This is a genomic window from Pseudoalteromonas sp. 20-MNA-CIBAN-0454 (assembly GCF_040308685.1).
GTDB classification, from domain to species: domain Bacteria; phylum Pseudomonadota; class Gammaproteobacteria; order Enterobacterales; family Alteromonadaceae; genus Pseudoalteromonas; species Pseudoalteromonas nigrifaciens.
In genome coordinates this window covers 1-12428 of record NZ_JBEOOB010000043.1, presented here as the reverse complement: position 1 = coordinate 12428, position 12428 = coordinate 1, and the positions used below count along the sequence as shown (strand labels likewise).

Here is a 12428-nt window from a genome sequence, read left to right as displayed (position 1 = left end):
AATGCGTTATGGTTTAATATTGTTTTATTACGTGCTAGCTCGCTTTACTTTTTTCTATGGTGTGAGTAGCCGATAATTCTAAAAAGTATTCTAATGAATCATCAAGTACATCTAACCACGGCACAGGAAGCTCAGGTGCCAAGGTATTTGTTAAAGTAGAGCGATACGCTTTTTCCCTAAAACACATAATGTCTTGTTGTTTATCTTTTTGCCATTCTTTGAGAATATCTGCCTGTTTTTCAACTGCAAATTCAGGGTAATCTGTGGCATTAGTTAAATCACGAATATACGCTGCTTGATAATCAATAGAGCCTTCAACATTCGTTACTTCATCGTACTTAGCTAACCAATTTTTTTCATCTTCTTGTCGTGCTGCTAATGCTGGTATTTTTATTCTGTCTAAAATTTCGTCGCGTACATACCATGCTTGCGCATCAAACATATTAAAAGTGAAGTACTGATCTTGCATGCCTAAATAAACTAACTTAGGGTTTGGCTGCCAAAAAACACCCTTATACAAGTTTGCCGGATACAAACAGTTATGTGTTTGTAAACGTAGTTCGTCAGGTAAAAATGGAAAATGAAATAAATACCCAGTACACATAATCACAGCATCAAAGCGCTTACTAGTGCCATCTATAAAATGCGCAACGTCCCCTTCAAAGTGGGTCACAAGTGGCATTTCTGCAATGCCGTCTGGCCAATTATAGCCAAGTGCTTTAGTACGGTAGCTTATAGTTACCGATTTAGCGCCATACTTATAACACTGCGTACCTATATCTTCGGCAGAATAGCTACTGCCTATAAGTAAAACTTCTGAATCTTTAAATTCTAGTGCGTCTCTAAAGTCATGAGCATGTAATACTCGACCAGAATACTCTTCTAGCCCTTCAAAATAAGGCATGTTTGGTGTAGAGAAATGACCTGTAGCAACAATAACATAATCAAACTCATTCACTTCCTGCTCGCCGGTTTTATGGTTCATAACCGTTACAGTAAACATTTGTGTTTCGTCGTCAAATGTAACCCAACGAACCGGGCACTCAAAGCGAATGTATTTACGAATATCTTGCTTGTTAATACGCCCCATTATGTAGTCTTTAAGCACTTCACGAGGGGGATACGAAGGAATAGGTCTACCAAAATGTTCTTCAAAAGAATAATCAGCAAATTCTAAGCATTCTTTTGGTCCGTTAGACCAAAGATAACGATACATACTGCCATGTACCGGCTCACCATTTCTGTCTAGCCCAGTGCGCCATGTATAGTTCCACATGCCACCAATATCATTTTGTTTTTCGTAACAAACAACTTCCGGTAAATTCTCAATACCGGCTAAACGAGCTGCTTCAAATGCACGTAATTGTGCCAAACCGCTTGGACCTGCGCCCAAAATAGCAATTTTTTTCATTATAAAAGTCGACTCCTAATAGCTAATACGAGCCTTACTATAACATTTTTTCATGCAAATTATTTGCCACAATAAAAATAAATCCTTTTTTATAACATTTACCTTTAAAAAAACATAAAATAAATCAATATTTTATTAACTAGCCGTCTATTATCACCGTAACTTATTTGGCTTAAAAAATTTAATCAGTAAGCACTCAGCCATTAGTTTATAACGGCTTAAATTTAAGTAATAAAAAAAGCGAAGATGCTGTTTATGCTCCTTCGCTTTTACTACCATTTAATACTTAAATTAAAGCTTTATAGTATTGTTACTGTGATAAAAAATAGCTTATAGGCGTTTGCTGGTATCTTTAAAATAATGATGCGTTAAGCCATAAGTGCAGTATTATGCTGGCCCCGTAACCTAACGCAATCACAGGCGTCCACTTTAGGTGACCAAAAAAAGTATAGTAGCCGCGTGCTTGCCCCATTAATGCCACTCCCGCAGCCGAGCCAATCGAAAGTAAACTACCGCCTACCCCCGCAGTTAAAGTGATCAGCAACCATTGCCCATGCGACATTTCAGGATCCATAGATAACACCGCAAACATAACAGGTATATTATCGATCACTGCAGAAATCACCCCAAGAAAAACATTTGCCGTTGTAGTAGACCAATTGCCGTATAGCATCTCAGACATAAAGTTTAAATAACCTAAAAACCCTAAGCCACCCACGCACATAACAATACCGTAAAAAAATAATAACGTGTCCCACTCTGCCCGTTGCACTCTACTAAATACGTCAAATGGTACAACACTGCCTAGTTTAGCTAATCGTTCTTGATCGCCCAACTGCTCTGCATGGGCTCTTTTACGAGCCAGTGATCCTGGTAAAGTCATTCTTAAAAAATAACCAAAAAACTGTAAATAGCCTAGCCCCATCATCATACCTAATACTGGTGGCAGGTTTAAAAAGCTATGGCAAGCAACGGCAGTGGCTATGGTAAGTAAAAACAACACTAATATTCGCACTGCGCCGCGTTTTAGCTCAACCGCTTCGTATTGTGCGGTTGGGTGCTTATCGGCGACATAAAAGCTCATAATGGCTGCGGGCACTAAGTAATTAACTAAAGCAGGTAAAAACAGCACTAAAAACTCGTTAAAATGCACCAATCCAGCTTGCCACACCATTAGCGTGGTTATGTCGCCAAAGGGGCTAAATGCGCCGCCCGCATTAGCCGCAATAACAATATTAATACAGCTGATGTTTATAAATGGCTTATCACCTTCGGCAACTTTCATTACCACTGCACACATTAATAACGCGGTGGTAAGATTGTCGGCAATCGGGGAGATAAAAAATGCTAAAAAACCGGTTATCCAAAATAAATTTTTATAGTTAAAGCCTTTACGGATCATCCAAGCGCGCAATGCATCAAATACTCCTCTTTCTTCTAGCGCATTTATGTAGGTCATAGCGACTAATAAAAAGAGCATAAGCTCGGCAAACTCAAGTAAATTATGCCTAAATGCAGTTTCAGTAAGTTCATTAATATCATGGCTAACGTAATAGGCACCTATTAATATCCAAATTAATCCTGCTGCAACCAATACTGGTTTCGACTTTCTTAAATGTAGCTTTTCCTCGAGCATAACCACGGTATAAGCAATAAAAAATATACCAATACACAACCAACCAATACTCGATGATGTTAAATCTAACTGCCCTTGCGCAGCCCAAACTGGCGAGCAAAAAAACAACATAGCAATACATACTATGTTGAACCCCCGTAACAAACTCTTCATTTTACATTTCCTGTTTTAATTACATAAATCAGCTAGCTTTAATTACAATAAAGCAATTTATCTGCTTTATTGATACGCATTTTGGTGAGTATTTATTGGTTATTATTTTTTCACCACAATAAAATAGCACAGCATTACCAAGTGGCTATTGTACTGAGGTCTATATATGCATAGATGGTTGCTATATTGTAAATAGGGTGTGTGAATGGTGGTTATGCAAGCTTTAATATTTACAGGTTAATTATTTAAAATTCAATTGGTTATATTGTTTTTATTTGGTGCTGCGAAGTAGTTAACAAAAAAAAGCGAAGTTGCTATATAAGCAACTTCGCTCTTGATTAATTGTTGTTTGTTATTTAATTTGTATTAGGCAATTAACCTTAAACCTACCATTACTAGCATCACAACATTGGCAAGTACGCCAATTAAAAAGAAGTAGCTACGCGGGCTAGGATTTTTATTAGTAGCAATTGCGTAGTACAGCACCATATGAATTAATCGCGCAATAACGTATATCCATACACATAGTGCAAATATTGGGCTTTGATAATTTATTACAAAAGCAAACAACACTGTTCCTATAAATAACGCACTATTTTCAAGGGTATTGTGAAAAGTACGGTGTGCTCTAAATATAAAACTATCGTGAGATAAGTCGTCACTTATTTTACCCGGCACTGCATTAGGCTGTTTTGCTTTGCTAAAAGTTGCTACCGCCCACTGTACAAGCAACATAATTAAATACAGGTAAAACGCCAAATACGCCGAAAGTGCAATATTAGTCATAGTTAATTTCCTTGTTTTTATTAAAGATTATCAATTTTTAGATGTTTAACATTAATAACAGGCAAGTTTTAGGCCGAGTTTAATTATTTGATAGTTAAACAAATAATTAAAGCTATCGTTTAAACTCAGTAATTTATTCCGACGTTTTTACATAAAAGCACTTAATACTTAAATTAAAAACCGTAAAAGTAATATTGCTAAACAAATATTCTTAGCAATATTAATCATTAAAATTATAGCCTACGACCTCAAAGTTAAAGTAACTATAACCACCCCATGGTCGGTACTTAAATCGTCTCGCTCAAATACTGGGTTAATTAAATGCCGATCGTAAGTGTTATAGTCACTTACTTCAAAAAAGCTATCATGGTAGCTGGCATCAAATTCACTAGACAATAAAATATAGTCAAGCACTGAACTGCTCGCGCCATAATAATGGGTTGGCGTGCGTGGAGTTGCTGGTTTAGCCACATTATTTGTATCACCTTGCTCAATTACAACACTCGCTATATCACCATCAACACGCAAGTCGTCTGTTGGTGCTTGTGGCTCAGCACTTGCCAATTGCGACTTTGTAAATAAGTCCCATGCATCATTTAAACAATATTTAGCAAGGTAAGTTTTAGCGTCAAAAGCAGGTGCAAAACGCAGTGTATTAGTAAGCATGTGGCTTAACACACCATCGGCTATGCTGTTATTAAAGTCGCCCATTAAGATCATAGGCTGCTGCGTAGCTTCGCGGCGCGCAATCATTTGTATCATTAATAATGTGGCTTCGCTGCCGCGCTGAATAGTTGATCCCCAGCCACCCGCTACATTCGCTTTTAAAATCTCAATTATGTTCCTTTCGGGCGAAAGTGCTTTATTGTGCTCATCAACCTCAATCATTGGGCGTTTAGATTTAAAATGCACCACATAACAATCGGTATTACCTATGTGCGGCAAAGTTACTGTGGCTCTTAATACCTTGCGGCTAAATGTAAAATCAGCACTAAGCCCAAGGGTAGCTACAAGTTCATTATCGTGCTGCACCGCAGCCACTTCAACAATAGGATATTTTGCAGCAATTGCCACTACGGGGCGTTTATAAATAAAGTCGTCAATCACCTCGGGCGTATCTACCACTGCAAAGTGCTCATAACCTTGCCCACGTACTAATTCTTGTAACGACTCAATACTAAACACTTCTTGAAAACCAATCACATCAGGTGCGTGCTCTGTTAAATAATCAATAACCCACTGCTGCTTTTTAGCCCACTGTTGCGCGGTATAAATTTTCTCAAACTCATAGTATGCATTGGGTGGCTCAAGGTAATTAAACAAGTTAAATGTGGCTATTTTTAGTTGAGTGTTTTTTATCAAAAGAGGTTCCACTACTGTACATTTTAAAATAACAAACATCGCTGAGTTATTAGCCCTAATGCTTGCTTAAATGAATACGTAAAAGTATGTAATAGCAGTATACCCTATTGCTTATCGTTTTTAAGGCTTTAGGGGGGTGTTCAAAACCTGTGCTATTTCAGTAAACTTGTAAAAATAAGATCATACATGGCAAATCAATTCAATTTCATACATCAAACAATAGCATTACAAATTTAGCTGCTTACGTATTCGTACGCTTTATTTTTACCCTTGAGTATCGCTACGCGCTATTAAAACCAAACCCCCCCTCATCTTTTAAAATATCTCCAAAAAGCACAGTGCCTATTTTATTACTGCTTTATTATGCTTATATGCAATGAGGTTGCAGTAACAACCTTTAAAACTACGCATTGAATAATTCTCAACTTACTATTTTAGCCCTTTATTTAGGCTATACTGCCCTTTCCATTACCTACAAACGCTATGTATTATGAACTACTCAAACTTTGGCACTAAATTTACACAACCCAACGGCATTACTCAGTTAATGGAAGACTTAGGCAGTGCTAAAAGCAGTAACAATCCTAATATTGTTATGCTGGGTGGCGGTAACCCTGCATTAGTACCACAAGTAAATGAGGTTTTTTTAAGTGAGTTACAAAAGCTCGTTGCCAGTAATAAAGTATCGCAAGTATTTGGCCTTTACGACGGCCCAACCGGTAACGACGAGTTTAGAGCTGCATTAGCAAGCCAACTAAGTAAAGAATATGCATGGGATATAAGCGCCAATAACGTAGCACTTGGTAATGGCAGCCAAGCTAACTTTTTTGTGCTGTTTAATATGTTTGCAGGCGAAATGCCTGATGGCAGCCATAAAAAGATTTTATTTCCCCTCGCGCCAGAATACGTAGGTTATGCCGACCAAGGTTTATCGGACGATATGTTTGTTGCCATAAAGCCCGATATCGAAATTTTAAATACCGGTAGCACATCTAAACAATTTAAATACGTTATTGATTTTAAAGCGGTTGAAAAAATATTAGCAAACGACAGCAGTATCAGCGCGCTGTGCGTATCGCGCCCTACCAATCCAACCGGTAATGTAATAACCGATGATGAAGTAAAACACCTTGATTTACTCGCTAAGCAATACAACATTCCACTCATTATAGATAACGCATATGGCGATCCATTCCCGGGCTGTATTTACACCGACGCAAACCTAACCTGGAACTCAAACATAATTTTATGTATGTCGCTTTCAAAGCTTGGCTTACCGGGTTTACGCAGCGGTATTGTGGTTGCAAACAATGAAATTATTAAAGCAATTGGCCGCGTAAATGGCAGCATGGTTTTATCGCCAAATAGTATAGGCCCAAGCTTAGTTACCCGTTTAATTAACGACGACGAACTACTGCCGCTGTGTCGTAATGTTGTGTTGCCTTTTTATCGTAATAAAGCACAAATAGCGATTGAACTGTTTGATGAAATATTTGCCGATATGAGTGTTTACTTGCATAAAGTTGAAGGCGCATTTTTTATGTGGCTGTGGTTTAAAGATGCAAAAATAACAAGCGAAACACTATACCAAAAGCTTAAAGAGCAAGATGTGTATGTAATTCCTGGACACAACTTTTTTATTGGTATTGACGATAGCTGGGCGCACAAGCACGAGTGTATTCGCATTAACTATGCAACCGATGAAGCAACACTACGCAAAGGTTTACAAACCATAAAGTATTTAATGGCGTAAATTAATGCTTATGCTATCTACGCTTTGGCTATAACTTAACATCCACTATAACGGCACGCTATTGAGCAAGTGTTGCCTTTATCCCTTATTTACCTCTGTAATACTGTACTCTTTTTGTGCAAACGCGCGCTATACTCTTTAAATTTATATATAAACTGTTATTCTACGCGACCTTTTTTACACGCTATTTACTAGCGGGTAGCATAAAAGGTAGTTCAGGCTGCAAACGCTTACTAAGTGGCAGTAATAAAACGCGCGCCCATACAGGTGCACACTTTAAACACCAACATACAGGTAAATTATGCGATTAGGACCAGGACTACTAGTCACCGCAGCCTTTATAGGACCAGGCACCATAACGACTGCTAGCGTAGCAGGTGCAAACTTTGGCTTTGCACTTATCTGGACATTACTTTTTTCAGTAATAGCCACTATATTATTACAATCTATGGCTGCTCGCCTTGGCGTAGCAACAGGCAAAGATCTTGCTCAAGCACTGCGCGCGCATATTCATACCCCAGTGCTTAAAATTCTCGCTAGCTTTTTGGTAATAAGCGCCATTGGAGTGGGCAGCGCCGCCTATGAAGCGGGTAACCTTAGTGGCGCTAGCATGGGTTTAATAAAGATATTTCCGACAATAAATGCGCAAATATGGACGCCGCTCATTGCTTTTATTAGCGCATTGTTACTGTACAGCGGAAAACATAAAGTGGTAGAAAACGCGCTCATTTTATTAGTGATTTTAATGAGCTTAGTGTTTATTTCTACTTTAGTTATGGCTGCTCCGCCTATAAGCCAAGTACTAGCGGGTTTTATTCCTACTATGCCTGAGGGCTCTGTTACCACTGTACTTGCACTGATTGGCACCACCATAGTACCTTATAATTTATTTTTGCATTCAGGAGTGCTCGCAGCAAAGTACAACAATAATAGCGATAAACGTAAAATAATTAAGCAAACAAATATCGATACCAGCTTATCAATCACTTTAGGTGGAGTGATCACTTTGGCTATTTTATCTACCGCCTCGGTGGCTTTTTATGGTACCGACGCAGGTAAAGTTAGCGCAGCAAATATGGCAGTACAGCTTGAGCCATTATTAGGTGGCGCTGCCCATTACTTTTTTGCTATTGGTTTATTTGCTGCAGGTTTAACTAGTGCAATTACTGCTCCTTTAGCGGGAGCCTATGCAGTTTGCGGAATGCTTGGTTGGTCTAACAAAATGCAAAGTAGCCGTTTCAAATCGGTAGCACTGGTTATCTTATTGTTTGGCGCAGCTGTTGCCTCTTTGGGGTTAGATCCGGTTGCCGTGATCATTTTTGCCCAAGCTGCTAATGGCTTATTACTGCCTATTATTACTGTTTATTTACTCTGGTTGGTAAATCAAAAAGCGGTGATGGGCAATTACACCAATTCTGTGTTATTAAACCTTATCACTGTGCCTATATTACTGCTTATATTTGGCTTAAGCAGCTACAAGCTGATTAGTTTGATTTTTTAATTAAACTAAAAACATCTAATTAAAAGCCACTGTTTATTAAAAACAGTGGCTTTTACCTTATTCACTATTATAAAAACCTTACCTGTATCCTGCAGTAATTAAAATCAGATAATATTTGTTTTTGTTAAGCGTGAAAACACATAGCCACCGGCCGCACCTGCAAGTAATTGAGTGTAAAACCCCCAACCTCTTGCGCCCGCTATAATATGTATATTCATAATCGATTCAATGGCAATTAACACCATAGCAAATGCCACAATGCCAGCAATAACAAATAGCTGAGTACGGTATTTTTGAACCTTTTTATTAAGCTGCACCGTAACTAAAAAAGCGATGGCAAGTGCAATGGCAATAATAGCACCATAGGTAGGTAATAAGCCCAGCCAATCATCCAGTGTTAAACTAACACGGTCGCTAAAGCCCACTACAACACCTACATTAACTAATTGATTGACAACGTATTGGCTATGAAACAAGCTAGCAAGTGTGAATGTAAATAACCAAGAAACTAAAAATGAGGGCAATATACGTGTTAAAAATGACATGGTTATCTCAACTTAAAATAAAGTTTTTTTCTTATATAAGCCATGCTAGCAAAGGCTTACCCCGTAAACAATGTATCTCTTTTTTTACTCTGCTTTCGCTTTTTGCGTTTTCTGTTAATGCAGGCGCTGCGTTACCAAAAAAGCAATACAGTACAAAAACCCTTGCTACACAATTACAGTCTCCGTGGAGCATGGTTGAACTAGCAAACGGTACATGGTTAATTACAGAGCGCGATGGCCACGTAGTTATAATTAAAAATAATGCGCAATCAAGAGTAAAACTAAACCTAGAGGGCTTATACCTTGCAGGCCAAGGTGGCTTACTCGATATAGTGTTATCGCCAGATTATAGCAACTCCAAAGAAGTAATTTTTACCTACGCCCAAGGCGATGCCAACGCAAACAGGCTTGTTGTTGCCAAAGCCACCTTTAATGGTACTCGTTTTTCAAAGCCGCAAATTATTTATAAAGTAGCTACCAATAAAAACACACCACAGCATTACGCTGGGCGCGCCCTTGTCCTACCCGACAATACGTTATTAGTTTCAACGGGCGATGGCTTTGACTTTAGAGAGCAAGCACAGGTTATTACCAGCCAGCTTGGTAAAATATTACGTATAAACTTAAACGGCAGTATTCCAACAGATAACCCATTTATTAACCATACAAACCCAAATGCCCATGCTGTTTACTCACTTGGCCACCGTAACCCTCAAGGCCTTGTATATGATTACGATACACAGCAAATTATTAGCCACGAACACGGCCCCGCAGGCGGCGACGAGCTAAACTACTTAACCGCAAGCACCAATTATGGCTGGCCAGTAATTACTTACGGTAGGGATTATTCGCAAGCGCGTATTTCACCTTTTACGCAATACCCAGGCATGCAAAAACCAAGTGTTAATTGGACGCCATCAATCGCCCCGTCCGGCATGGCGTATTACGGCTCTAAGCACGCCGCTTTCCCTTCACTACAAAAACATGTGTTAATTACGACTTTGGTTGATAAAAAGCTCTACGCTGTAAATTTAGCTAATGGTGAATTTACCCAGTCTCATATATTCCCAGAGGCCACAGGCCGATTAAGAGATGTGTTTGTAACCACTGAAGGTAATGTAGCAATATTAACCGATGGGAAAGATGCAAAGCTGATGTTAGTTAAATCAAATTAGTTCACAAGAGGGTTAGAGAGACTTCGCTTTTAGGGGGGGATAGCGCCTTTTAGTAAGCCGCTTTAATAGGTTTAAACACTCTGTTGGGTGGCGCCTTCGGCTTAACCAACCTACCTTTTGACGTAAGTCGGATAAGTGGCGAAGCCACGCCATCCGGCAAAAGTGATGAGTTTAATAAAAACAACCCGATTTACCGCATTATGCAGTAACCGAAAAGTGTATTAAAGGTAATTACAGAAACTTTACACCTAGTTTTTACCCGATTCTAATTTCTGTTTTAATAATTCAATAAGTTGAATATTAAGCCCGGTAATTTCACCTTCTAGCACCTTCACTTTTGCCTGCGACTCTTCATCATTTTTACTGCGTAACAATGCAGTTTCTTGCAGTAGTTTTTCAAGCTTTTCTTGTATTTCAGCAATTAGTTCATCAAGGGGGTCACCTTCAGATTGTGATGCTTGATCTACATCTTCATTACCTAATAACTTGCGAAACGCCGCTTGATTTTTATCTTCCAGACTTTTTTCCGCCCCCTCTTCAGATATGTCTACTTGGACGCCTTGAGCCACTCCCTTTTGCACTGTCTCTTTTTCAGAAACGTCATCAGCCACCACCTTTAAAATTTGTTTTTTCGGGTAAGTTTCTAAAGGTTTAGACGTTATATTAACTGACATTTTATCCATTGTAATACCCCTTATTTAATCAATTATTGGTGGCTATTGTTCAACTATAAATATAATGCTTTGCCAACTGTTATTTATTCTTGTATATAAAAATTTTGTGCCTGTCCTATTTTACTTGCTATTTTAATTCTCTGGCGATACTCGTGCACTAAATTTTTAAGGCAAACATTTGTTGAATGGGCAGGATTATCTGTGCGTTATTCATTTTGGGCAAAAGCACATTATCGGCAGCAAGAAACCAAAGGAAAACCCCATAATACCATCATCATATCATTAGCATTTAAGTGGATAAGAACACTATTTAGGTGCTGGAAAACACATACGCCCTACGATGAATCAACTTACTTAACCGCATTGAAAAGTAAGAGATCACCGCTGTTAAAATTTACGGTGGAAAGTGAGATTTAGTGCTTGCTGTCCACCTCAGGGCGTGTTGTTATATGCCGTAGATTAACTAGCGTTATGTATTTCTTGTCTATGAAAATATTTATTAAGGACTAATGACTGAAGTAAACTTGTAACGCTAGATGTTGCCCAATACAGCCCGATAGCTGATGGGAAGTTGATTAAGGTAATAATACAAATAATAGCTGGAATAACAAATAATAAGGTGTTTGTTTGTTCTGCACTGCCCGGCATCATGATCATAGATAAATATGTAATAGCACCGACCAGTAATGCAAGAGCAATATCTGGTTTTGCAATATTTGCAATCCAAGCAAACTTACTATTAAACACTATTTGTTGAACCGCTTGGAACATGCCAAAACCAAAAATGCTCTGACTGGCGATATTAATAGCACTGTTTTTATCTAGAATCTTAATATTGTGCTTTTTATATAATGCCATTGTAGATTTGGCTATTTCACTAGGTTTATCTTTATTTATAGCTTTTATTTTATCCAATTCTGGTTTTATTGCTGATATTGCCTTTTTATTTCTATACATATTTGCCATAGCTAAAAGGTTAATTGGCATTAAAATCAAGCGACCTATCAAAGTAAACAAAATGATTGCTAAAGCCTCACCAACACCAATTTCGTAGGTAAAAAACTGTATAGACTGTACGATAAAGCTTATAAAAAAATTCCAAATATCCATTTCAACTTCCTTATTTTTTAGACATATTATGTCAAAAGTAACCGATGAGACATATTATGTCAAAAGTAACCGATGAGACATATTATGTCAATATTTTATATTATGACTTCATAAAAATAAAATATATAGAGATTATGCGACCGATCGTTTAGAGCATATAACGCCTTAATAACAGGCAAAAAATAATTGGCTAAAATTGGCGACGAAGGAGCAAAAGCCAACTATTTTTTGTCCTTGTTGATTTTCTTGTGTACGCCCGACATGGGCATTGACTTATGAGGTGAAAGTCCTCTGTAGGAAGATCACCGTTTAAATAACACAC

At 38.2% G+C, this 12428-nt stretch carries 10 protein-coding genes and 1 pseudogene; 4 read left to right on the top strand and 7 right to left on the bottom strand.

The features are described 5' to 3' along the window. Positions 1–34 precede the first annotated feature (34 nt). The 4 genes from AAEZ22_RS16265 to AAEZ22_RS16250 all read right to left on the bottom strand — a co-directional run bounded on the left by AAEZ22_RS16265 (position 35) and on the right by AAEZ22_RS16250 (position 5309). A complete protein-coding gene (locus AAEZ22_RS16265) occupies positions 35–1411 on the bottom strand; it encodes a trimethylamine monooxygenase (protein ID WP_011328377.1) in 1377 nt (458 codons plus the stop codon). Between the two features lie 352 nt (positions 1412–1763). Then, entirely contained in the window at positions 1764–3200 is a 1437-nt protein-coding gene (gene nhaD, locus AAEZ22_RS16260) for a sodium:proton antiporter NhaD (RefSeq protein ID WP_502935268.1), read from the bottom strand. Positions 3201–3566: 366 nt separating this feature from the next. Next, positions 3567–3986 carry an MAPEG family protein gene (locus AAEZ22_RS16255; protein ID WP_011328379.1) on the bottom strand — a complete coding sequence of 140 codons (420 nt, stop codon included), beginning with the start codon at positions 3984–3986 and terminating at the stop codon, positions 3567–3569. A gap of 240 nt (positions 3987–4226) precedes the next feature. Then, a complete protein-coding gene (locus AAEZ22_RS16250) occupies positions 4227–5309 on the bottom strand; it encodes an endonuclease/exonuclease/phosphatase family protein (RefSeq protein ID WP_352298060.1) in 1083 nt (360 codons plus the stop codon). Positions 5310–5838: 529 nt separating this feature from the next. Here AAEZ22_RS16250 and AAEZ22_RS16245 point away from each other — a divergent pair. Together AAEZ22_RS16245 and AAEZ22_RS16240 are read left to right on the top strand one after the other, a co-directional pair. Continuing rightward, positions 5839–7101 carry a valine--pyruvate transaminase gene (locus AAEZ22_RS16245; RefSeq protein ID WP_011328381.1) on the top strand — a complete coding sequence of 421 codons (1263 nt, stop codon included), beginning with the start codon at positions 5839–5841 and terminating at the stop codon, positions 7099–7101. Positions 7102–7402: 301 nt separating this feature from the next. Continuing rightward, the gene (locus tag AAEZ22_RS16240) at positions 7403–8602 is read left to right on the top strand and encodes an Nramp family divalent metal transporter (RefSeq protein ID WP_179806998.1); all 1200 of its coding nucleotides are present in this window, start codon (positions 7403–7405) and stop codon (positions 8600–8602) included. Positions 8603–8706: 104 nt separating this feature from the next. On the opposite strand, the gene AAEZ22_RS16235 is transcribed toward AAEZ22_RS16240, so the two are convergent. Continuing rightward, a complete protein-coding gene (locus AAEZ22_RS16235) occupies positions 8707–9147 on the bottom strand; it encodes a hypothetical protein (protein WP_058373532.1) in 441 nt (146 codons plus the stop codon). On the opposite strand from AAEZ22_RS16235, the gene AAEZ22_RS16230 reads away from it, so the two are divergent. Further along, the gene (locus AAEZ22_RS16230) at positions 9132–10322 is read left to right on the top strand and encodes a PQQ-dependent sugar dehydrogenase (RefSeq protein ID WP_352298046.1); all 1191 of its coding nucleotides are present in this window, start codon (positions 9132–9134) and stop codon (positions 10320–10322) included. The two genes, AAEZ22_RS16235 and AAEZ22_RS16230, sit on opposite strands and share 16 nt — an antisense overlap. A 248-nt stretch (positions 10323–10570) precedes the next feature. Here AAEZ22_RS16230 and AAEZ22_RS16225 read toward each other — a convergent pair whose 3' ends face one another. Continuing rightward, positions 10571–11005 carry a hypothetical protein gene (locus tag AAEZ22_RS16225; protein ID WP_352298043.1) on the bottom strand — a complete coding sequence of 145 codons (435 nt, stop codon included), beginning with the start codon at positions 11003–11005 and terminating at the stop codon, positions 10571–10573. Positions 11006–11137: 132 nt separating this feature from the next. Between AAEZ22_RS16225 and AAEZ22_RS18790 the strand changes: the two are divergent. Then, positions 11138–11413 (top strand): annotated as a pseudogene (locus AAEZ22_RS18790) (IS110 family transposase); the annotation flags it as partial. Positions 11414–11455: 42 nt separating this feature from the next. On the opposite strand, the gene AAEZ22_RS16220 reads toward AAEZ22_RS18790, so the two are convergent. After that, entirely contained in the window at positions 11456–12106 is a 651-nt protein-coding gene (locus AAEZ22_RS16220; protein WP_192531483.1) for a YidC/Oxa1 family membrane protein insertase, read from the bottom strand. Positions 12107–12428 lie beyond the last annotated feature (322 nt).

Excerpts from the sequence above, each read along its gene's own strand:
- AAEZ22_RS16245 (WP_011328381.1), top strand. The coding sequence starts at position 5,839 with ATGAACTACTCAAACTTTGGCACTAAATTTACACAACCCAACGGCATT.
- nhaD (WP_502935268.1), bottom strand. The coding sequence starts at position 3,200 with ATGAAGAGTTTGTTACGGGGGTTCAACATAGTATGTATTGCTATGTTG.
- AAEZ22_RS16235 (WP_058373532.1), bottom strand. The coding sequence starts at position 9,147 with ATGTCATTTTTAACACGTATATTGCCCTCATTTTTAGTTTCTTGGTTA.
- AAEZ22_RS16240 (WP_179806998.1), top strand. The coding sequence starts at position 7,403 with ATGCGATTAGGACCAGGACTACTAGTCACCGCAGCCTTTATAGGACCA.
- AAEZ22_RS16255 (WP_011328379.1), bottom strand. The coding sequence starts at position 3,986 with ATGACTAATATTGCACTTTCGGCGTATTTGGCGTTTTACCTGTATTTA.
- AAEZ22_RS16220 (WP_192531483.1), bottom strand. The coding sequence starts at position 12,106 with ATGGATATTTGGAATTTTTTTATAAGCTTTATCGTACAGTCTATACAG.
- AAEZ22_RS16265 (WP_011328377.1), bottom strand. The coding sequence starts at position 1,411 with ATGAAAAAAATTGCTATTTTGGGCGCAGGTCCAAGCGGTTTGGCACAA.
- AAEZ22_RS16225 (WP_352298043.1), bottom strand. The coding sequence starts at position 11,005 with ATGGATAAAATGTCAGTTAATATAACGTCTAAACCTTTAGAAACTTAC.